At 63.6% G+C, this 22,256-nt stretch carries 17 protein-coding genes; 9 read left to right on the forward strand and 8 right to left on the reverse strand.

Going from position 1 to position 22,256, the window contains the following annotated elements:
- The first annotated feature begins 55 nt into the window (after nt 1–55).
- From aceA to FJ967_RS09740, 3 genes are all read left to right on the forward strand, one after another.
- On the forward strand, nt 56–1,345 hold the full coding sequence (aceA, locus tag FJ967_RS09730) for an isocitrate lyase (protein WP_140731503.1): 1,290 nt from the start codon (nt 56–58) through the stop codon (nt 1,343–1,345).
- Between the two features lie 63 nt (nt 1,346–1,408).
- Nucleotides 1,409–1,651, forward strand: coding sequence for a hypothetical protein (locus FJ967_RS09735; protein ID WP_006202762.1), 243 nt, complete (start codon nt 1,409–1,411; stop codon nt 1,649–1,651).
- Nucleotides 1,652–1,917: 266 nt separating this feature from the next.
- A complete protein-coding gene (locus tag FJ967_RS09740; protein ID WP_246675238.1) occupies nt 1,918–2,331 on the forward strand; it encodes a response regulator in 414 nt (137 codons plus the stop codon).
- A 71-nt stretch (nt 2,332–2,402) separates the two neighbouring features.
- On the opposite strand, the gene FJ967_RS09745 is transcribed toward FJ967_RS09740, so the two are convergent.
- The gene (locus FJ967_RS09745) at nt 2,403–3,119 is read right to left on the reverse strand and encodes an HAD family hydrolase (protein ID WP_140731505.1); all 717 of its coding nucleotides are present in this window, start codon (nt 3,117–3,119) and stop codon (nt 2,403–2,405) included.
- 145 nt (nt 3,120–3,264) lie between these two features.
- Between FJ967_RS09745 and FJ967_RS09750 the strand changes: the two genes are divergently transcribed.
- The 3 genes from FJ967_RS09750 (at nt 3,265) to FJ967_RS09760 (ending at nt 7,388) form a co-directional block, all read left to right on the forward strand.
- Complete coding sequence (locus FJ967_RS09750) at nt 3,265–4,701, forward strand: glutamine synthetase family protein (protein WP_181175751.1); 1,437 nt, start codon at nt 3,265–3,267, stop codon at nt 4,699–4,701.
- A 146-nt stretch (nt 4,702–4,847) separates the two neighbouring features.
- Nucleotides 4,848–6,134 carry an FAD-binding oxidoreductase gene (locus FJ967_RS09755; protein WP_140731507.1) on the forward strand — a complete coding sequence of 429 codons (1,287 nt, stop codon included), beginning with the start codon at nt 4,848–4,850 and terminating at the stop codon, nt 6,132–6,134.
- 387 nt (nt 6,135–6,521) lie between these two features.
- Entirely contained in the window at nt 6,522–7,388 is an 867-nt protein-coding gene (locus tag FJ967_RS09760) for an SH3 domain-containing protein (protein WP_246675239.1), read from the forward strand.
- Nucleotides 7,389–7,502: 114 nt separating this feature from the next.
- On the opposite strand, the gene FJ967_RS09765 is transcribed toward FJ967_RS09760, so the two are convergent.
- On the reverse strand, nt 7,503–8,789 hold the full coding sequence (locus tag FJ967_RS09765; protein WP_140731508.1) for a Mur ligase family protein: 1,287 nt from the start codon (nt 8,787–8,789) through the stop codon (nt 7,503–7,505).
- 88 nt (nt 8,790–8,877) lie between these two features.
- Nucleotides 8,878–9,624: an SDR family oxidoreductase gene (locus FJ967_RS09770; protein WP_140731509.1), complete on the reverse strand. Its 747-nt coding sequence runs from the start codon at nt 9,622–9,624 to the stop codon at nt 8,878–8,880.
- 311 nt (nt 9,625–9,935) lie between these two features.
- Here FJ967_RS09770 and zwf point away from each other — a divergent pair, with 311 nt between their 5' ends.
- The 3 genes from zwf (at nt 9,936) to edd (ending at nt 13,991) form a co-directional block, all read left to right on the forward strand.
- Nucleotides 9,936–11,408 carry a glucose-6-phosphate dehydrogenase gene (gene zwf, locus FJ967_RS09775; RefSeq protein WP_140731510.1) on the forward strand — a complete coding sequence of 491 codons (1,473 nt, stop codon included), beginning with the start codon at nt 9,936–9,938 and terminating at the stop codon, nt 11,406–11,408.
- Nucleotides 11,390–12,106: a 6-phosphogluconolactonase gene (pgl, locus tag FJ967_RS09780; protein ID WP_140731511.1), complete on the forward strand. Its 717-nt coding sequence runs from the start codon at nt 11,390–11,392 to the stop codon at nt 12,104–12,106. The genes zwf and pgl overlap by 19 nt, the downstream gene beginning before the upstream one ends.
- 61 nt (nt 12,107–12,167) lie before the next feature.
- Nucleotides 12,168–13,991 carry a phosphogluconate dehydratase gene (edd, locus tag FJ967_RS09785; protein ID WP_140731512.1) on the forward strand — a complete coding sequence of 608 codons (1,824 nt, stop codon included), beginning with the start codon at nt 12,168–12,170 and terminating at the stop codon, nt 13,989–13,991.
- A 69-nt stretch (nt 13,992–14,060) separates the two neighbouring features.
- On the opposite strand, the gene FJ967_RS09790 is transcribed toward edd, so the two are convergent.
- The 5 genes from FJ967_RS09790 to FJ967_RS09810 form a co-directional block, all read right to left on the reverse strand.
- Nucleotides 14,061–15,728, reverse strand: coding sequence for a VWA domain-containing protein (locus FJ967_RS09790; RefSeq protein ID WP_140731513.1), 1,668 nt, complete (start codon nt 15,726–15,728; stop codon nt 14,061–14,063).
- An 89-nt stretch (nt 15,729–15,817) separates the two neighbouring features.
- Nucleotides 15,818–17,209 carry a hypothetical protein gene (locus FJ967_RS09795; RefSeq protein ID WP_140731514.1) on the reverse strand — a complete coding sequence of 464 codons (1,392 nt, stop codon included), beginning with the start codon at nt 17,207–17,209 and terminating at the stop codon, nt 15,818–15,820.
- Nucleotides 17,210–17,410: 201 nt separating this feature from the next.
- On the reverse strand, nt 17,411–18,409 hold the full coding sequence (locus FJ967_RS09800) for a GlxA family transcriptional regulator (protein ID WP_140731735.1): 999 nt from the start codon (nt 18,407–18,409) through the stop codon (nt 17,411–17,413).
- A 28-nt stretch (nt 18,410–18,437) separates the two neighbouring features.
- The gene (gene folD, locus FJ967_RS09805; protein WP_140731515.1) at nt 18,438–19,337 is read right to left on the reverse strand and encodes a bifunctional methylenetetrahydrofolate dehydrogenase/methenyltetrahydrofolate cyclohydrolase FolD; all 900 of its coding nucleotides are present in this window, start codon (nt 19,335–19,337) and stop codon (nt 18,438–18,440) included.
- A gap of 182 nt (nt 19,338–19,519) precedes the next feature.
- On the reverse strand, nt 19,520–22,123 hold the full coding sequence (locus tag FJ967_RS09810) for a GumC family protein (protein WP_140731516.1): 2,604 nt from the start codon (nt 22,121–22,123) through the stop codon (nt 19,520–19,522).
- Between the last annotated feature and the right edge of the window lie 133 nt (nt 22,124–22,256).

The following is a 22,256-nucleotide window of genomic DNA, read 5'->3' on the forward strand; positions in this document are numbered from 1 at the left end:
AAGCGCTCCAACAAACTGGCGCGCTGACATCGTGCAGAAACATTCGGAGTGACCAATGACCGATTTTTACAACCTCGTTCCCTCGGCGCCTGAAGGTCGCTTCGACGGCATTGAACGCCCTTACTCGCCGGACGACGTGAAGCGCCTGCGCGGCTCGGTGCAGATCCGCCAGAGCCTGGCCGAAATGGGCGCCAACCGGTTGTGGAAGCTCATCCACGAGGAGGATTTCGTCAACGCGCTGGGCGCCATGTCGGGCAACCAGGCGATGCAGCAGGTGCGTGCCGGGCTGAAGGCGATCTACCTGTCGGGCTGGCAGGTTGCCGCCGACGCTAATACGGCGTCCGCAATGTATCCGGACCAGTCCCTCTACCCGGCCAATGCGGCGCCCGAACTGGTCAAGCGCATCAACCGCACGCTGCAACGCGCCGACCAGATCGAGACCTCCGAAGGCAACGGGCTGTCGGTCGAGACCTGGTTCGCGCCGATCGTTGCCGACGCCGAGGCCGGCTTCGGCGGCCCGCTCAATGCGTTCGAGATCATGAAGGCATTCATCGAGGCGGGTGCCGCCGGCGTCCATTATGAAGACCAGCTGGCCTCGGAAAAGAAGTGCGGGCATCTCGGCGGCAAGGTGCTGATCCCGACAGCGGCGCACATCCGCAATCTCAATGCGGCTCGGCTCGCGGCCGACGTGATGGGCACGCCTACCCTGGTCGTGGCGCGCACCGACGCGGAAGCGGCAAAGCTCCTGACTTCCGATATCGACGAGCGCGACCAGCCCTTCGTCGATTACGATGCCGGACGCACCGTGGAAGGCTTCTACCAGGTCCGGAACGGTATCGAGCCCTGCATCGCGCGAGCCATTGCCTATGCGCCCCACGCCGACCTGATCTGGTGCGAGACCTCGAAGCCGGATCTGGCGCAGGCCAGGAAATTCGCCGAGGGCGTGCGCAGGCACCATCCGGACAAGCTGCTCGCCTATAATTGCTCGCCATCGTTCAACTGGAAGAAGAATCTCGACGACGCGACGATCGCCAAGTTCCAGCGGGAACTGGGCGCCATGGGCTACAAGTTCCAGTTCATCACGCTGGCCGGCTTCCACCAGCTCAATTACGGCATGTTCGAACTCGCCCGCGGCTACAAGGCGCGGCAGATGGCGGCCTATTCGGAGTTGCAGGAAGCGGAATTCGCGGCTGAAGCCAATGGCTATACCGCGACCAAACACCAGCGCGAGGTCGGCACCGGCTATTTCGACGCCGTGTCGATGGCAATCACCGGCGGCAAGTCGTCGACAACCGCCATGCATGAATCGACCGAACACGCGCAGTTCAAGCCGGCGGCGGAATGAGCTCGCAAAAACGACGACCAACAGAGGAAACGCCCGAAAGGGCAAGGACACAGGAGAAGACCAATGGCATCGATAAGCCGCGTCAAGGAACGGGCGGAAGAACAATCGACCACGATGAGCGTCGACCAGCAGGCGACGATCCGCATGCTGGCCAACGACCTGCACAGGCTCAACCAGTCGGTGATGAAGGCGGTCGAGGCGGGCGTGTCGGTGGAACTCGTGCGCTCGGCAAGACACCATGGCGGCGACGGCAATTGGGGCGACCTGCTGATCCCGGTGATCGTCACCCAGCAGAGCCATGGCTGAGCCGACATAGGCGCTCACTTTCACCTGCGCAATGTCTGCGCAGGTGAATTTTATTTTTACGCAACGCAGCCATGGACAGAGCAGTACAGTACTGTTCTTCGAATCCACAGTTGTGGAGCGCGCTCGCGGGGTCTTTTATTTCACCTTGACATGGGGTGCGATCTCACGCCAATAGTCCGCCAGATTCAACTCTGCATTGAAATAGGGGCGAACTTCTTGGCCGACTTGGGTGCCCAGTGAGTCACGAGGGCGAGACCGCGAAGCATGTGAATCTGGGGACCCGTGATTCAGGCGCCGAGACGATCCGTGATCCCTCACGAGTGCTTGTCGTCGGGAAATCGCCGATCAACAGGGTGGTCGTTTCCAAGATCGTCGAGCGATCCGGGCTCAAGCCAATCTCGGAGTCGCCCGATATGGCTCAGAAAACCTTGCGGACGTTAGTGCCGGGGGCAATCGTGCTCGACGGTGGCCCCGACAACAGCGACTGCAACAATCTGATGCCCAGCATCGAAACGTTGCGCCGCACATCGGGCAAATCGCTTCCTCCCGTGATCCTGCTTTCAACCAAGAACGGCACGCCCGAGAGCCTTGGCCTGTCCAATGTCGTCGATGCGGTGGTCGCCAAGCCGATCACGCCCGAACGGCTGCAACCGGTGATCGACCGCCTGCTCAGCCGCTGAAGCAATTCAGGGAAAGATCGTAACGGCTTTCCGCTTGGATCTATGCAGAAAACAAATAATGGAAGTTGCGATCAGCCGGGCTTCGCGATGCTTTCTATCAATTCCGGCAATTGACCAAGGTTCGATATCTGGCGAAACCGGGGCGCGGCGACTGGTGCCTCGACATGTTCGAGCACCCAGGTCAGTTCGTGCGGTACATGCACTCCCCAGCCGCCGGCCTCGATGGCGGGCACCACGTCGGACTTCAGCGAATTGCCGACCATCATGCTCCTCGCCGGACCATCGCCATGGCGGCTGAAGAGGCGCGCATAGGTCGCGGCAGTCTTGTCGCTGACGATCTCGACCGCGTCGAACAGCTCGCCAAGGCCGGACCCCGCCAACTTGCGCTCCTGATCGAACAGATCGCCCTTGGTGATCAGCACGAGACGGAAGGAGCCGGCCAGTTTCTCGACCGTCTCGCGCGCGTGCGGCAAGGGCTCGATCGGATGGCCCAGCATCTCGCGGCCGGCTTCGAGAATCCTTGATATGACCGATGCCGGCACCCGCCCGCCGGTGACCTCGATCGCCGTTTCGATCATCGAGAGCGTGAACCCCTTGATGCCGAAGCCATAGATCGCAAGGTTGCGCCTTTCGGCCTCGAGCAGTCGCGCCGATATCTGCGCCTCCTCGCCATGATCGGCCAGCATGGCGGCAAAGCGCCTTTCCGTCATGCGGAAGAACTGTTCGTTCTGCCAAAGCGTGTCATCGGCGTCGAAGCCTATCGTGGTCAGTTCGCTGCTGGTTCGCATCGCCGGCTTCTTGCGTTCAGGGACAGGCCGAACCTAAGCCCAGGCGGCCGCGATTTTCAACCGTCGGCAAATGCCGGCGGCGGCTCCCCTTCCCTTCCGTCGCGCCGCACGGCTATACTCCGAAATCCGCAACCCAATCTGGTGAATGATGCCGCCTGCTAAAAAGGAAGTCCGTCCGTCGAGCCGCGGAGGGCGCGCCCGCACGCCTGCCTTCGTAAAAAACCTGCGTGGTGTGAAGAACTGGAAGGAAGTCAGCGACTGGCTGGAATGGCGCGGCATCGAGGATATCGAATGCATCACGCCCGATCAGGCCGGCGTGGCGCGCGGCAAGATGATGCCGTCGAAGAAATTCACCTCCAACACCTCGCTGGCGCTGCCTTCGGCCGTCTTCATGACGACGATTTCGGGCGGTTATCCGGAGGACGGCAACGGCTTCCACTATCCGGAAGACGATGGCGATCTCAAGCTGATGCCTGACCTTTCGACGCTGACCGTGGTGCCATGGGAGGAAGACCCGACGGCCGCCGTCATCTGCGACCTGGTTCATCAGGACGGCCGCTCGGTCGAGTTCACGCCGCGCAATGTGCTCAAGCGCGTCATCGCCGCCTACGACAAGCTCGGGCTGAAGCCGGTCGTGGCGCCCGAGATCGAATTCTACCTGGTGCGCAAGAATCCGGACCCGGACTATCCGTTGACCCCGCCGGTCGGCCGCTCGGGGCGCGCCATCGGCGGCGGCGCCGGCTATTCGATCGCCGGCGTCAACGAGTTCGACGAACTGATCGACGACATCTACCATTTCTCCGAAAGCCAGGGGCTGGAGATCGACACGCTCATCCACGAAGAGGGCGCCGGCCAGCTCGAGATCAATCTGCGCCATGGCGACCCGATCGAGCTTGCCGACCAGGTGTTCATGTTCAAGCGCACCATTCGTGAAGCCGCGCTCAAGCATGAAATCTACGCGACCTTCATGGCCAAGCCGATCCAGGGCCAGCCCGGCTCGGCCATGCACATCCATCAGTCGATCGTCGACAAGAAGACGGGCAGGAATATCTTTTCGGCCGAGGATGGCTCGGAGACCGAGGACTTTTTCCATTTCATCGGCGGCATGCAGAAGCACGTGCCGAATGCGCTGGTGATGTTCGCGCCTTACGTCAATTCCTACCGGCGGCTGACGCAGGCGGCATCGGCCCCCGTCAACAACAAATGGGGCTACGACAATCGCACCACGGCATTCCGCGTGCCGCGTTCCGACCCCGCGGCGCGGCGCGTCGAGAACCGCATCCCGTCCTCCGACGCCAACCCCTATCTGGCGCTGGCGGCGTCGCTCGCCTGCGGGCTGATCGGCATGACCAGGAAGGTCAAGGCCGAGCCGCCCGTGCTGACGACCGCCAATGCCGACGAGATCGACCTGCCGCGCAGCCTGCTCGAAGCCGTCGACCTGTTCGAAGCCGACGAGGAACTCGGCGCGATCCTGGGCAAATCCTTCGCCGCCACCTACGCCGCGATCAAGCGGGCGGAATTCGAGACGTTCATGGAAGTGATCAGTCCGTGGGAGCGGGAATACCTGCTTCTCAACGTCTGAAGGTCGTAGCGAATAGCGAATAGCGAATAGCGAATATAGGTAATATCGGCCGCCTCCCTACTCACTACTCACTACTCACTATTCGCTATTCGCTATTCGCTATTCGCTCTTTACCCCCCAAGAAAATTTCTGAGTCCTCACCGAGTATGCCCTATCAATCCCCCATCTCTCCTGGCCGCTCGTGGTACGAGGACAGCGCCGGCTCCCGGCCTGAATATCCGGCGCTGGACGGCGACCGGACGTGCGATGTCGTCATCATAGGCGGCGGCTTCACTGGCTTGTCGGCGGCAACGCATCTCGCAAAGGCGGGCACGAATGTCGTGCTGCTCGAATCCTATCGCTTCGGCGATGGCGCCTCGGGTCGCAACGGGGGACAACTTGGCACGGGACAGCGTGCCTGGGCCGAGGATATGGAGGCCGAGTACGGTCTGTCACGCGCCAAGGCGCTGTTCGATCTTGCCGAGGAGGCGAAGGCACATCTGCTTGACTTCGCCGCCGTCAATCAGATCGATATAGACTATGTGCCAGGTCAGCTCTCGGTTGCGCACAAGCCGCGCTATGTCGACGACTACAAGGCGCATGCCGAGATCATGGCCGGTCGCTTCGCCTACCCGCACATTTCATTCATGGACAAGGTGGAGACCGCGCAACGGCTGGGCTCGACCGCCTATTTCGGCGGCACGCGCGACATCGGCACCGGCCACATCCATCCGATGAAGCTGGTGATCGGCACCGCGCGGGTGGCGGCGCAGGCCGGCGCGCATCTGTTCGAAAAGACGCCATCGACCGGCGTCGTTTCCGCCGGCGGCAAGGTCACGGTGTCCACGCCACGAGGTACCGTCACGGCGCAAAAGTGCCTGATTGCGGTCAATGCCTATGGCGGTACGCTCGAACCCATAAGTGCCGCGCACATCATGCCGATCGGTTCCTTCATCGGCGCGACCGTGCCCTTGGGGCTGGATTCGAACGTGCTGCCGGGCGGAGAATCGGTCGACGATTCCCGTTTCGTGGTGCGCTATTTTCGCAAATCCAGGGATGGCCGCTTGCTGTTCGGCGGGCGCGAGGTCTATGGCGTCAACGATCCGAAGGATATTCATATCCACATTCGCCGGCAGATCGCGGAACTCTATCCTGACCTCAGGGATGTCGAGATAACCCATGGCTGGGGCGGCTATGTCGGCATCACGGTGCCGAGAAAGCCGTTCGTGCGCGAGGTGATGCCGAACGTGATCTCGGCCGGCGGCTATTCCGGCCATGGCGTCATGCTGTCCAACTTCTTCGGCAAACTCTATGCTGAAACCGTCACCGGCAACCGCGATCGGCTGAAGCTGATCGAGGACTTGAAAATCCCGCCATTTCCGGGCGGCCGCCGGTTCCGTGCGCCGTTGCTTTTCCTTGCACTCAACTGGTTCGCGCTGCGGGACAGGATCTGATGCATCTCGCCCGAACTGGGCTCGGCCAGGGAACGACATGGCCTCAAGACAAAGAGCCAGGGCCGCTCGCATAAATCCGTTTCGATGCAAAACTGGCTTAGATCGGATCGGATAGCTGTTCCCCCGGGCGATCACGATCTAATGTAATATTGTAATATCCATGTAATATTTATTGCCCGGGCGACGCATTGCGCAATTGCCGGCAAAGGCGCAGAATCCTTGGTACTGGCGTACTGATGCCACAATCGCGGGCGAAAGGTCCGCATCTGGGCGATTGTTCGGGGATTGTTGCGGGTCGACCCGCGTTTTTGGGACCGATGCTGATCGAACGCATGACTTGCGAAATTTGATCGAAAGAACACCGGCCCGCTTATGGAGGTGGCAAGAGTGAGAGAGCCCTTCAGTTTCGGTGCTCCGGAACGTCGGCGCTTTGCCATGCAGTTCGGCTATGACATGCGTCCGTCATTCTGGCAGGGCGTCCGCTCGAATTCGCACCTGGTCATCGCCGCGATCGGCACCGCCGCCCTGCTTGGCGTTGCCGCGATGGCGCTCTGGCTGGCTTTGCCGGCGAGCGACAAGCAGGCGTCCGCCAGCTCCGAGCAGAGCATTCCGACGATTCCGGTGAAGACGACGAAAATTTCCCCCGCGGGGACCACGGTGACGGCGGCTGCCGTGACACCGTTGGCGGAGCGCAAATCCAGCCAGGTCTCACCGACACCAACCGTTGCCCCAGCCGCCATCCCGGCACTCGCCGCCAATGATCCTCGCTGGAGCGGCTCGCAGGCGAAAGCCGTCCCGGCGTCGCCCGGCCAGGAAACCAGCCAGCCGAAGCAGGCTCCGGACCAGCCGGCGACCGCGGCCGCATTCGCACAACCCTCGGCAAACAGCGATGCCGCCTCCGAACTTGCAAAAGTTGCCGCCCCCCAGGCAGCGCCGGGTGGCAGCAAACCCGATGGCGCTCAGACCGCTGCGATCCCGGCTGTACAGCCGCAAGCGCCGCAGCAAAAACCGGCAAACGCACAAGGCGACGATGGCACCGTCAAAGCGAAGCCGCGAAAGGTGGCGGCGGCAGGCAGCGGCCGCATTCTTCGGGCCGTGACCATGCGCAGCGCTCCCAAGAAGGGAGCCGCCCCCATCGGTACGGTGCCCGCCCGGACTTCCGTTCAGTTGATGGGCTGCAAGCAGTGGTGCGAGATCGTCTACAATGGCAAGCGCGGCTGGGTCTACAAGAGCTACATCAAGCCCGGCGCGTGAGAGCATAGCAGCAAAAGCCCGCGATTTGCCTTGCTCTTCGAGAGCCCAAAGGTTTCGATGGCGTCGCGCGACGCCTCAATCATCGCGAATTTTTCCAGCCGATCGATACTGAGTTCACCGGCCGAAGAAGCGCCGGAACCGTTGCAGGCGGCGCTTCGACTTGCTTTGCCTTACAAACTCTCGATGTTGGTCGAAGGGCACTTCATAGAGGCCGCACTGCTGGCATCCCTCGGTTTTGCCGCATACCGGAACCCAGCACTGGACGTCGTGAGTCCAGGCGAGCGGGATACGCTCCAAATGAAGATTGGAAGAACTCTTCAAGAGGATCAATTCGCCGGGCACCGCTGTCCGCCTGATATGATCGGAGACCTCTTTCGGCGTGCGCAATTCGACGAAGCGGCCACTGTCGCGATCGCTCTGGCTGGCCTTCGAGCGATGGGCATGCTCGCCGACATAGATCACCTGGTTCGAGATCTCACGCGCGCTTTTATAGGCGCGAGCGTATTTTGCGTCCGAGTCGGTAAAGTCCGACAGCTGGCCAAGCACGATCCGCTTTTCACCAAGGGTTGATTTTGCCAGCATATCCAAGGCAAGAGGCAGCGAATGCCAGGGCGCCTTGACGGAATCCACGATGAAGTGCGGCCCGCCTTCGACGATGACAAGCTGGCACCGGTTTGCCACGGGATCAAACGTTTCGATCCTGCGCTCGACTGTCTGCGAAGGCACTCCAAGCTCGAGGGCGGTGGCCGCAGCTGCCGCAGTCGGCAGCCAGAAATGCTCGCCCGGGAATGGGGTTTTGAGATCGAGCGTACCGCCACGCCAGTGTAACTTGAAACCGAGCATGCGGGGATAGCTGGCACTGACCCCGGTGACGCGGTAGTCAGCCGCTTCCGACTCGCCGAATGTGACGAAGCGTTGCGCTGTTCCGGATGCCATGGCCAGCACGTGGGGATCATCGGCGTTGAGCACGGCGAAGCCGCCCGGCTCCAGTGCCTCGACGAGTGCGCCTTTTTCGCGAGCGACGGTCTCTAGGGTTCTGAAACTGGAGACATGCTCAAGCCGGACCATTGTCACGACAGCCACATGCGGCCGCAACATTTCTGCCTTGGGCCTGATGGAATTGATTCCCGACGCCGATACCTCGACGACCACATAATTCACATCCGCGGGCCGCCGCGACAGCATTCTCGACAGCATCTCCAGCGAATGGAAAAGAAGCTGCACGTGGACCGAACCATGGCCGGCCAATATGTGGCCAAGCAGCGCCGTGACGGTCGATTTGCCCGAGCTGCCGGTGACGCCTATGAAGGTCGCCCTGCTTTTCGAGCGCGCGCGCCTTGCCTGGTAAGCCCTCAGGCGTTGCCTAAGGGTTTGGCGAACTTTCCGCAGTTTCCCACTCATCGCGCCGCCGGATGTCTCGAGCCTTCGCAGCTTATGCCTTCTCGCGAATGGCCAAGTCAAACCGCGGCCATCCGTAGCGCGGGGCAGGTCAGATACAGCGTCCGCCGTCTACTTCCAGCGCCACACCGGTGATGAAGGCGGCTTCGTCGGAGGCTAACCAGAGTGCGGCATTGGCGATGTCGAGTGGCGTCGACAGCCGCCCGAGCGGGATCGAGGCACGAAACTGATCGCGCATCTCGGGCGTGTCGACGCCCATGAATTTCTCCAGCATGCCGGTCTCGCCGGCCACCGGGCAAAGGCAGTTGACGCGGATGTTCTTCGGCGCGAGTTCCACTGCCATCGATTTGGTGGCGGTGATCGCCCAGCCCTTCGAGGCATTGTACCAGGTGAGGCCAGGCCGGGGCCGCAGGCCAGCAGTGGATGCCGTGGTGAGGATGACGCCGCCGCCCTGCCGCTCCATGATCGGCACGACGGCAAGGGCGGCGTGATAGATCGCCTTCATATTGACGGCAGTGATCAAGTCGAAGGTTTCCTCGTCGACCTTGAGCATGTCGCCATTGCGATGGGTGAATCCGGCATTGTTGACCATGATGTCGATGCGGCCGAAGGCGCTTTTCGCGGCATAGACCATCTCGTCGAATTCGGAGCGCAACGAAACATCGGTCTGCGTCCAGATCGCCGCGTCGCCGATCTCGCCGGCGACGCGTTGCGCGCCCTTGGCGTTGAGATCGGCCACGACCACCCTGGCACCCTCTTGCGCGAAGCGCTTGGCCATGCCTTCGCCAAAACCCGACGCCGCGCCGGTGATAACGGCCACCTTGTTCTCCAGACGCATATGCTTACCGCTCCTTGGCTTGATCACGCGCTTATACGAAAGAGCTGGCGGCGCAGGTCGACCCCGCGACGGATGCAGCGCTGATTTCTCCCTTAGCTTTCGTCACATTCACGTTCTATGCTGCAGGTGCGAAAGCTTCCGGAGTCTTCGTTCATCGACAAGCCTCCAGGTGGCCTCAGTGTCAAGCGCACATGTGGACCGAAGCAATTTCCAGCGATTGGTCCTCGATGTGACACCATGGCACTGGAAAATTTAAATCGATTAGAATATATCAGCCGCGTACTCGCGACCGGCGTCAGAGCGGACAGACCATGACCAGCCAGATCATCCCCGTCGACCCTTTCGACTTCATCATTTTCGGCGGCACCGGCGACCTGTCGGAACGCAAGCTTCTGCCGTCGCTCTACTACCGCCAGCGCGACCACCAATTCTCCGAGCCGACGCGCATCATCGGCACGTCGCGCTCGAAAATGAGCGATGAGGAATTCCAGGCCTTCGCCAAGCAGGCGATTTCGGACCATGTCAAACCGGCCGACATCGATGCCAAGGAGCTGAAGACCTTTCTCGCGCGGCTTTCCTACGTCTCGGCCGATGCGACGAGCGGCGCGGGTTTCGACAAGCTCAAGAAGGCGATCGGCGAGAGCGACAGCATCCGCGCCTTCTATCTGGCCGTGGCGCCGGCGCTGTTCGGCGACATCTCGCATAAGCTCAAGGAGCACAATCTGATCACGCCGAATTCGCGCATCGTGCTTGAGAAGCCGATCGGCCGCGACCTGGCCTCGGCGCAGGCGCTCAACGATCTCGTCGGCGACGATTTCCACGAAAGCCAGATTTTCCGCATCGACCACTATCTCGGCAAGGAGACGGTGCAGAACCTGATGGCGCTGCGTTTTGCCAACGCGCTTTACGAACCGCTGTGGAACTCTGCCCATATCGACCACGTGCAGATCACCGTCGCCGAGACCGTGGGGCTCGAGGACCGCGTCACCTACTACGACAAGGCCGGCGCGCTGCGTGACATGGTGCAGAACCACATGCTGCAGCTGCTTTGCCTGGTTGCCATGGAAGCGCCGTCGTCGATGGACGCCGATGCCGTGCGTGACGAGAAGCTGAAAGTGCTGCGGGCGCTGAAGCGCATCAACGGCAATGAGGCGCCCAAGCACACGGTGCGCGGCCAGTACCGCGCCGGCGCCTCCGCCGGCGGGCCGGTGAAGGGCTATGTCGAGGAGCTCGGCAAGGACAGCAACACCGAGACCTTCGTCGCCATCAAGGCCGAGATCGGCACCTGGCGTTGGGCGGGCGTCCCTTTCTATCTCAGGACCGGCAAGCGGCTGGCGACCCGGGTTTCGGAAATCGTCATCGAATTCAAGCCGATCCCGCATTCGATCTTCGGCGACAGCGGCGCCGGACCGATCTTCGCCAACCAGCTCGTCATCCGGCTGCAGCCGGACGAAGGCGTCAAGCAGTTCATCATGATCAAGGATCCGGGTCCGGGCGGCATGCGGCTGCGCCAGATTTCGCTCGACATGAGTTTCGCGCAGTCTTTCGACGGCCGTGCTCCCGATGCCTATGAACGGCTGATCATGGATGTGATCCGCGGCAACCAGACCCTGTTTATGCGCCGCGACGAGGTCGAGGCCGCCTGGAAATGGATCGACCCGATCCAGAATGCCTGGGAAGGCGCCAAGCAGGAAGCACAGGGCTATACGGCAGGCACATGGGGGCCATCGGCCTCGATAGCGCTGATCGAACGTGACGGGCGGACATGGCACGAGAGCAATTGAACGGCGCCAGCTACGGCTGGAACGCGTTTCCCGACCGTCCGCAACTGGCCGCCGCACTGGCCGGCCGCGTTGCCGACCGGCTGTCCAAGGCGATCGCGGAGCGCGGCACGGCGTTGCTGGCTGTCTCCGGCGGCACGACACCGGCAAAGTTCTTCGCCGCGCTATCGGCGGTGCCGATCGCCTGGGACAAGGTGATCGTGACGCTGGTCGACGAACGTTTCGTGCCGGCGTCCTCGCCGCGTTCCAACGCAGGGCTGGTTGCCGCAAACCTGTTGCAGAATGCGGCCAAGGCGGCGCGCTTCGTGCCGCTCTATCACGAGGCGGAGAGCATCGAGGACGCGGCAGAGGCCGACAGCGGCGCGCTGCGGGCGCTGCCCTGGCCGCTTGACGTGGTTCTCCTGGGGATGGGCGGCGACGGACATACCGCCTCCTTCTTCCCCGACGCCGGCAATCTTGCGGAATTGCTCGATCCTTCCTCGTCGAGGATCGTTCTGCCCGTGCACGCGGCAAGCGGCGGAGAGCCGCGGCTGACGCTTTCCATGGCGCGGATCATCTCCGCCGGGTTCATCGCGCTTCAGATCGAAGGCGAGGACAAGCGCACCGCGTTCGACGGCGCGATGGGTCCCGGCGCGGCGAAGCCCATCCGCAAGGTGCTCGATGCGGCGCCGATACCGGTAGAGGTGTTCTGGGCACCCTGATTTCAACGTGACCGCCCCGATGGCGCTGGGAGGACGCCTGCCGGGTTTGAAAGGACGGACCATGACCGCAAGACGCGACATCGAAGCCATCACGGAGCGCATCCGCCAACGCTCGAAGGCAGGCCGGGAGGCCTATCTCGGCCGCATCGCCGGCGCGTCGAACCAGACCGCCAACCGGGCGGTGCTGTCCTGCGGCAATCTCGCCCATGGATTTGCGGTGTGCAGCCCGTCGGAAAAGCTGGCGCTCGGCGCCGACAAGGTGCCCAATCTCGGCATCATCACTTCCTACAACGACATGCTGTCGGCGCATCAGCCCTTTGAAACCTACCCATCCCTGATCAAGGAGGCCGCGCGCGAGGCGGGCGGCATCGCCCAGGTTGCCGGAGGCGTACCGGCAATGTGCGATGGCGTGACGCAAGGCCAGCCCGGCATGGAGCTGTCGCTGTTTTCGCGCGACGTGATCGCCATGGCGGCGGCAATCGGCCTGTCGCATAACATGTTCGACGCCGCCGTCTATCTCGGCGTCTGCGACAAGATCGTGCCGGGACTGGTGATCGCGGCCCTGACCTTCGGCCATCTGCCGGCGGTGTTCATTCCGGCCGGCCCGATGACGACCGGCCTGCCCAACGACGAGAAGGCCAAGGTCCGCCAGCTCTATGCCGAGGGCAAGGCGGGACGCGCCGAACTGTTGGAGGCCGAGTCCAAATCCTACCATGGGCCGGGCACCTGCACCTTCTACGGCACGGCCAATTCCAACCAGATGCTGATGGAGATCATGGGCCTGCACATGCCGGGCGCCTCCTTCGTCAACCCCGGCACGCCGCTGCGCGATGCCTTGACCCGCGAGGCGACGAAGCGGGCGCTGGCGATCACCGCGCTCGCCAATGCCTATACGCCGGTCGGTCGCATGATCGACGAGCGTTCGATCGTCAACGGCGTCGTCGGCCTGCACGCCACCGGCGGGTCCACCAACCACACCATCCATCTGATCGCCATGGCCGCCGCCGCCGGCATCGCGCTGACCTGGCAGGATATTTCCGATCTCTCGGAAGCGGTGCCGCTGCTGGCGCGCGTCTATCCGAACGGGCTTGCCGATGTGAACCATTTCCATGCCGCCGGCGGCCTCGGCTTCCTGATCCGCGAACTGCTCGACGAAGGCGTCCTGCATGAGGACGTGCAGACGATCTGGGGCGAAGGCCTGCGGCCTTACGCCGTCGAAGCAAAGCTCGGCGCCGATGGCAGCGTGGTGCGCGAGGCCTCGCCGCGCGCCAGCGGCGATGAAAAGGTGCTGGCGCCGTTCGACAAGGCGTTCCAGCCGACCGGCGGCCTCAAGGTGCTGGCGGGCAATCTCGGTCACGCCGTTATCAAGACCTCCGCCGTCAAGCCGGAGCGGCGCGTCATCGAGGCGCCGGCCAAGGTGTTCGACAGCCAGCAGGGGTTGAACGACGCGTTCAAGGCGGGCACGCTGACCGGCGACTTCATCGCCGTCATCCGCTTCCAGGGACCGAAGGCCAACGGCATGCCGGAACTGCACAAGCTGACCACCGTGCTCGGCATCCTGCAGGATCGCGGCCAGCGCGTGGCCCTGGTCACGGATGGGCGCATGTCGGGTGCTTCCGGCAAGGTGCCGGCGGCAATCCATGTGACGCCGGAAGCGGTCGAAGAAGGCCCGATCGCGCGCATCCATGACGGCGACATCATCCGCCTCGATGCCGATGCCGGCACGCTGGAGGTGCTGGTACCGGGAACCGAATTCGCCCTGCGCCGCACCGCCGAGGCCGATCTCATCGGCAACGAGTTCGGCTTCGGCCGCGAGCTGTTCGCGGGATTGCGGCAGCTGGTGGGCCGCGCCGATCACGGTGCCAGCGCCTTCGGGACCGCGTGAGCTTGCCGACTCCCACATGGAAAAGGGCGGTGAAGAACCGCCCTTTTTGGCTTCTTTCTCAACCCGACGTTACTCGACCTTGAGCTCGGTTCGCTCGCCGGCTTTCATCGTGAAGGGCGTTTCCTTGTCGGCCTTGTCGGTGGTGAAGTTGGTAACGAGCACGTAGTCGCCCGCCGCCAGCGTGGTCTGCATCTTCTCCCCATAGGCGTAGGTCACCTGCTTGCGCTCGCCCTGGATGTTCTTCTTGGCCTCATAGATCTTGAAGCCATCCGCGCCTGGCGCGTCGACGGCCAGGACGCCCGCGTTCAGGGTCACGTTGACGTCGGTCATCTGGCCGACCGTCACGCTGAAGGGCTGTTCGGTGGACACGGCCTGCACGTCGACGCCCATCACATAGTCGCCGGGCGGCAGGTCGAACTGGCTGTCGGCGCCATAGGCGTAGGTCACCTGATCGCGGGTGCCGTCGAGCTTCTTGGCCGCCTTGTAGACCTTCCAGGACACGTCCGTTTCGGCTTTCTCGCCGCCCTGGGTATAAAACGCGTTGGCCTTGGCCTTGCCGACGCCGACGACGATGTCCTTGTCGACGACCTGACCGGCGACAAGCTGCAGCGTCTCGCTCGCCTCGCCGGCGCCCAGCTTCACGGTGATCTTGGTCTCACCCGCCGGGACGACGTATTTGACCTCGCCATAGTTTGAATCCGATGTGCCGCCGGGATAGGCGATGCTGATCTGTGCATTGCGGTCGACATCGGCCCCAGGCGCCGGCCGCGCATGGATGGAGATCTGCGCGGCGTTCAGGTTGAGCGCCAGCTCAGTTGCCTTGTCGGCTGTCAGCGAGACCTTCTGCTCGGCCTTGGCGGCGCCGCTCGAGGCGACGACGATGTAGTTGCCGGCAGCAAGATGGAACTTGACCACGTTATAGCCGGAATCGACGTGGTCGCCGCTGGCCCCCTTGGCATCATCCTTGAAGACTTCGTAGTAGACATCGATCTTCGGCACCTCGCCGCCCTCTTTCAGGAACGCCTGCGGGATGAGGTTGTAGTCGACCTCGGCTGCTTTCGGTTCCGGAGCCGGTGCTGGTTCGGGAACCGGGGCCGGCGCAGGGGCTGGTGCCGGCGCGGCGACGGTTTCGACCAGCGCTTCCTGAAGCGCCTTTTCGTCCGAGGCCTGGATGTACTTGCCGCCGGTGTTTTCAGCCAGGCACGCGATCTGCTTGCCTTCATCGGCGGTCAGGCCGAAGCCGACGACGTCGGCCGTGAAGTCGACGCCGGACGCCTTGAGCTCCTTGCCGAGCGCACAGGGATCGCCGCCACAGGTCTCGAGCCCGTCGGTGATGAGGACGACCGTCGCCTTGTCCTCGGTGTATTTCAGCGCCTCGGCGGCCTGCTTGACGGCTGCCGTCAGCGGCGTCTTGCCGAGGAATTTCAAACTGTCGGCGGCGTCCGTAATGGCGCTTGCCGAACCCGCCTGTGGCGGCACGATGAGCTGGATGTCGTCGCAGCTGCCTTTTTCGCGATGGCCATAGGCCATGAAGCCGATCTCGTCGTCGGCGGGAACCGATTGAAGCACGGTCCGCAGCGATTCACGGGCGATTTCGAGCTTGGGCTTGCCGTCGATCTGCGCCCACATCGAGCCGGAGGCATCGAGAATGATGATGACCTTGTTCGCGGCGAAGCCGGCCGCCGTCATGAAAAACAGGAGGATCGCCGCAGCGACGCCCCGCGCAAGTACCGCCATCGAAATCTCCTGAGTTAGCCCCCGCATTCGCAGTGGCGAGGCTATTTGACGCCGCTGCGGTAGACAAGCCCGCCATGCCGCAATATCGCTCAGGCGCCGGGCAGCGGGGCCGGCCTGAAACCCTCGTGCTCGACAATGGCGCGATAGCGGGCGTCGGTCCTGAGCCCCTTGAAGGGAGGCTCGATGCGGATGCCCAGCATGTCGTCCTCCTTGCGCCGCAGAGCCTCCTGGAGGTAGCTGATCGCCTCGTCGTCGCGTCCCAGCATCGCCGCCGTGCCGGCCACCTTGTAGGCAGGCTCCAGGTTGTTTTCGTACTGGCGTTTCTGCTCGGCGTACATGGCCGACAGCAGGCCTGCGCCACCCGCTTCGCGCAAACCTTTCGCGGCCGCGTCGGCAATGGCCAGGCGCGCACCGTTGCTGGCAATCTCGGCTGCGCGCCGGTATTCGCGCAGGAAATCGGTGAACCGGCCCTGGTCGAGATAGATGGTGGCGAGATATTCCGGCGGAGAGCGCAGGTTCGGCTCGGCCTTGGCCAGTTGCTGGAGGATCATGACGGCGTCGTCGACGCGCCCGGCATAGAACAGGATAAGCGCCTTGTTGGCGACGATGGCGCGTGATTCCGGGTTCAGTTCCTGCGCCCTTGTGATCTCGCTCAGCGGCGTCGCCGTCTCGCCCGACACCAGCAAGGTCAAGGCATACCAGTGATGGGTCTGCGCGGCATCGGGATCGAGGCGGATGGCCTGTTCGAACAGCTCCCTGGATTTCGGGAAATCCTTCGTCCAGTAGAAGGTGGTGAAGGCAAGGGCGGCATAGGCGCCGGCATTGTCGGGATCGAGCGCTATCGCCCGTCCGGCGGCGGCGAGCGCGCGCGGATAGGCCTCGTTCGAAGGCATCAGCGTGAACTGGCTGACCGTGTTGTAGGCCTCGGCCAGCTTGACATAGGCGTCGGCATAATTCGGGTCGAGCGTCGTCGCCTCGGTCAAAAGCTGGATGGCGTGGGTGAGGCCATCGGCCTGCCGGGTGCCGAGATGATAGACGGCGTCGAGATAGAGGTTCTGGACCCGGGATTGGGGATGATAAACGATGCGTGCCGGCGGCGCGGCGGCATCGCGAGCCACGACGGCGCCGGCAAAGGCAGCCAGCACCATGGCGATCGCACCGAGGCCCAATACCGTTCGCCAATGCGGTCCCGTCGTTCCCTTCAGAACGGCAGCGGCAGGCGCTTCGGGCACAACCGGCTTTGCCGCGATCGGCTCTTCCGCTAGCGCGGCCGTTTCGTCCTGTTGCGGGGGTTCATCGCCGCGCAACCAGGCCTCGAGCTCGTCCGTATAGGCAAAAACCAGGCTTCTGGCGCCGCCGGAAATGCGATGCACGGGCAGTCCGCGCTGTTGCTCCCAGCGCCGCACCGTGCGCTCGTCACGTCCGAAAAACCCGGCGATTTCCTTCCAGTCGCGAAGGCGACGGTCGCGTTTGTTTGCCAAGGCCTGTCCCACTTGTCCCTTAACGCCCGTATCTGCCCGCATTCGCCTGATGCCTCCAACATCAGGCCGGGCTAGCATCGCCATCGACATCGATGCTCGAAACCAACCGACGGTCCATTCCGGCGGGCAGCATTGCTTGGCCGGTCGCGGTTTTTCAACCCAGCGAAAAAGTGGGGTAGCCAAGGCTGCTTACAAGCCCGCTCAGTAGGTGGTGCGGCGCTCTTCCGAGGGCGGTCGGCCAAATTGCAGCCGATAGCTCTGGGCAAAATAGGAATGCGAGGTGAAGCCGGTCGCGATCGCCACGTCGAGGATCGGCATATTGGTCTGGCGCAGCAATTCACGCGCCCGCTCCAGCCGCAGGCGCATATAGTAGCGGCCGGGCGTGACGTTGAGATGCCGCAGGAACAGGCGCTCCACCTGGCGCACCGAAAGGCCCGCCGACTTGGCAAGCTGTACCGCCGACAGCGGCTCGTCGAGATGGTCGGCCATCAGTTCGACGATGCGCCTGAGCTTCTCCGACTTGCCGGTCAGGTCGCGTTCCGGTCCGACTCGCTGGCGGTCGCCGGCCGAACGGATGCGCTCGTGCTGGAACTGATTGGCGACGCCGTTGGCGAGGTTGGAACCGAAATCGCCGCGCACGATCTCCAGCATCAGGTCGATCGAGGTCGTGCCGCCAGCGCAGGTGTAGCGCTTGCGGTCGATCTCGAAGACGTTGCCGGTGCAGTTGATATCGGGAAAGCGCTCGACGAAACCGGCACGGTTTTCCCAATGGATGGTGCAGCGATAGCCGTCGAGCTGGCCGGCCTCGGCCAGCAGGTAGGATCCGACCGACAGCGCGCCGAGCGCGTTGCCGCGCCGGCCCCAGCTGCGCAAGGCCGCCAGCACCTTGCTCTTGCCGGGAAATTCCGTGGTCAGGCCGACCGAAACGAAGAGGATATCGACCGGCGGCAAGTCGGCCACCGCATAGTCGATCTTGAGCGGCAGGCCGTTGGACGCCATCACCGGGTCGCCGTCGGCCGACACCGTGGTCCAGCCATAGAAATCGCGGCCAAGCAGACGGTTCGCCGACCGGAACGTGTCGATCGCGGCGGCCAGCGAGAACATGGAGAACTTGTCGACGAGCAGGAAGGCGAACTGCCGGCCGCCTTGAACGGGATCACTCGTGACCGGCCGTTCCGGGGAAATGATGGGGTTCGGCAAGGCTGCGGCTTTCAGGGTCAACCCGGGCTCAGAAGGAGGGCCGCTTCAATCCGGCGGCAAGGTAGGCCGACGCTAACGTATTGGCCATCAACATGGCAATGGTCATCGGCCCGACACCGCCGGGCACCGGCGTGATGGCGCCCGCGGCCCTGGCCGCTTCGGCATAGGCGACATCGCCAACGAGACGCGACTTGCCCTCGCCCTTCTCGGGCGCGGGAATGCGGTTGATGCCGACATCGATGACCGTGGCGCCAGGCTTTACCCAATCGCCCTTGATCATCTCCGGCCTGCCGACGGCGGCGACCAGGATGTCGGCCGTGCGGGCAAGCGCCGGCAGGTCCTTGGTGCGGCTGTGGGCGATGGTGACGGTGCAATTGGCGGCAAGCAACAGATTGGCCATCGGCTTGCCGACGATGTTTGAGCGGCCGACGACGACAGCGTTGAGACCGGAAAGATCCTTGCCGCGCACGCGCTCGATCAGCAGCATGGAGCCGGCGGGCGTGCAGGGAACGAAGGCCGTGTCGAGTTCACCGGTGCCAAGCTTGCCGACATTGATGAAATGGAACCCGTCGACATCCTTCTGCGGCGCGATCGCCTGGATGATCTCGCCGGCATCGATATGGGCGGGCAGAGGGAGCTGGACCAGGATGCCGTTGATTTCAGGATCGGCATTGAGATCGCCGATGATCTTGAGCAGCGCCTCCTGCGAGGTTTGGGCCGGCAGCGTGTGCTGCAGCGAATGAAAGCCGCATTCCTTGGCGGTGCGGGATTTGGAGGCGACATAGACCTGGCTGGCCGGATCCTCCCCGACGATGACCACGGCCAAGCCCGGCTTGGCCTTGCCCTTGGCGACCAGCTCGGCGGTCAGCGCCTTGACCGTCCGCACCACGTCTTCGGCAACGCTCTTTCCGTCAATCACTTCGGCCATGAACCATCCTCAACACCGTTTTGCCCAGCGCCGCTTTCGAGAACACAATAGAGCGGCGCCGGCAATCTGCAGCGCGGCATTGTGCCGAAAATTCACGCCCGCAATCCCGTCAAAGCGCCGTCCCATGCCGTTTACGCGAAACCGGTACGGTTTTGTTCGGCCTGCGCAGCCTATCTCGTGGCTCAGAAGTAACGGCGACGGGTGCGGCTCTCGGTGAGCTCGCGAACCGCTTCGCGGAATTCGCGCAGGCTGGCGCGAATCTCGTCGACCGACGATTGTTCGCCCCCCTGCTCGGCCGGGATCGGCCCCGAATGCGGGGTGGCTGGAGGCTGCGCCGGGGCGGGCGGCGGCGGATACGGCATCTGCGCCGCATAGGGTGCCGCCGGAGCTTGCGCGTAGGGATAGCCCGCCTGCGACCAAGATTGCGCCTGCGGATAGCCCGGCTGCGCGTAGGGAGAGGTCGGCTGGGGTGGAGCTGTATACAGTGCCTGCGGCATCAGGGGCGAGCGCGACGGCGAGCCTGTCTGCCGTCCGTACCCTGCATCGGAGCCATGCTGGAAAGGCTGCGAATAATCCGGGCCGGCCGGCTGCCGAGACCCGAACCCGGACTCCGCGGCACCTGGGAATATCGGAGCGTTGGCCAACTGTCCGCCGTCGCCAAAGGCAGGAAAGCCGAACGCGCCGGAAAGCTCGTCGTCGGCTTCGTCCAACGGCTTGCGGGACATGGCCCTGCGCAGTCTCGCCATGAGTGCGCCGATCCTGCCCGGACCTTCGGCAAGCGCTGGCTCTGCCTGTGTGGCCGGCGGCGGCGATGGCGGCGGCGGCACGGGCTCCACCAGCATCGGTGGCGGGGGCGGTGGGTCGGCCCGGAATGCCTGCTGCAGAGACGCCCGGCGTTCGTCGACGCCGTGTTCATCCGCCTCGCGTTCACTTGGCTTGCGCCCGCGGCGTGACCGCGAAGTTGCCGTCTCGCGCAGGCTGTCATAGGTCCCGCGCAGGGCGCCGAGGCCGACGCCGGCGGCAAGGCCAAGCAGCAGGCCGGCTAGCGCCACCAGGGCCCGCGACGGTCCATTTGGCTCAAGCGGAGCCTGGGCGGGAGTGATCACATTGATGTTGGTCGTGTTGATGCCGGTCTGCTCGCCGGTCTCCTTGGCGCGCAGAAGATATTGCTCGTAGACGGAACGCTTGGCGGCGGCCTCACGCTCCAGTTCGCGCAGCGCAACCAGGTCGCTGTTGACGTCGCCGCTTTGGACCTTGGCCTGGGCCAGCCGGGAAGCGAGATCCTGTTCGAGCTGGACCGCGCGTTTCAGGTCGACCTGCAGCGAAGAGGCGATGCGGCGCAATTCCGCGGCGATGCGCTCGCGCGCGCCGGCGATCTGGGCGTCGAGCGCCTGGAGTTCGGGGTGACGCGGCCCCAGCCGAACCGCGGCGCGATCGGCCTCCTGCTTCAGCGTCGCATATTGGGAGCGCAGATCGCTCATGGTGTTGGAGTTGATCTCTTCCGGCAGGGTGCCGGTCAGGACGGAATTGACGTCCAGCGAACGCGCCGACGCCGCCCGTGCGTTGAGTTCCAGCGTGCGGGCGCGGGCGACGGAGAGCTGCTCGTTGAGCTTCAGCATCTGATCATCGCTGATCAGGTGGCCTTGCGCGTCGATGAGGCCATGAGTGGCCCTGAAGTCCTCGACCTTGCGCTCGGCCGCTTCGACACCCTTGCGCAGATCATCTAGCTTGGAGGTCAATTCGGTCGTGGCGCGTCCGGCCATGTCGGACTGGTATTTGGCGGCCTCCTGCTGGAAAACGGTCCTCGTCGTGTTGGCGATAAGGGCCGACTTCTCGCCATTCTGGGTCACGGCGCTGACGGAGATGACGAAGGTCTTGCCGGTGCGCTCGACCGACAGGCTCTTGGCCAGATTGCCGACGGCCAGCGCCTGGCGGCGAACCTCGTCGACACCGCCCGGACCATCATTGCGCGACAGGACCGAGCGGACGAGCGACATCACGCCGAGGCCGCCAGAGCCCTGGCCGTTGAACTCCGGATCGTTGACGAGGTTGAGGTTCTTGACGACCTGATCGAGAACGGTGCCCGACGTCAGCATCTTGATCCGGGTCTCGACAACGGCCAAAGCGGCATCGGGCTGCCCTACCGGCTGGGTAAGATCGCGGTCGGAGAGCTTCAGGTCGCCGGGTTCGATGATCAGTTCGGTCGTGGCCTCGTATTTTTTCGGCATCGACAGCGCGATGGCAATGCCGAGCCCGGCGCCCAGTATCGTGGTTGCAACGATCAGCATCTTCGACCTGGCAACGCCGCGAACGACCAGCATGGGGTCGATCAGCGGCTTCCATTGCTGACTGTCCGCGTCGCCATTGGCCGATGTATCGGCTCCACTCGTGGCGCGGGGCGCGACTGCATCATTTACGCGACCGGCGCCTGAGGGTTCTTCGGGTGCGAGCCTCGCGCGCGGCATGTCTTCTGGCAAATCGGCTTCTGGCAAATCGGCAGTGCCGGCTTCGCGCCGTGGACGCCAGGCGTCGCCGGATTCAAATGGATGTTCGTCATCAGGGGGGAACCGTTCGGCGTCAAAGGCGGCGGATCGCGGCGGGCCAGCCTTCGTCTCGCGCCGGGAACGGGCCAGGCGATGGCGCGTGGCGGCATCCTCGCGCCATGCGGAATCCGCGCGGTCGCCGATCGACACCAGCGACGCGTCATCATCACCACGGACAGCCTGGCCGAGCGCCAGCAAGGAGCGCTCGCGCTTCCAGTCCTCACGGTTTTCCCTGTCGACCATTGTCGTGGAGCTTTACTCTGGGCCGCTTGGCAGCGGCGGTCGGCCATTCGTTAAGCCACGCTAAACAGGCATAGGAAACAAAAGGTTAATTTCCGTGGGACGACAATAGGAATTCACGCCATGGTTGCAAGAA

Source organism: Mesorhizobium sp. B2-3-4, assembly GCF_006442315.1.
Taxonomy (GTDB): domain Bacteria; phylum Pseudomonadota; class Alphaproteobacteria; order Rhizobiales; family Rhizobiaceae; genus Mesorhizobium.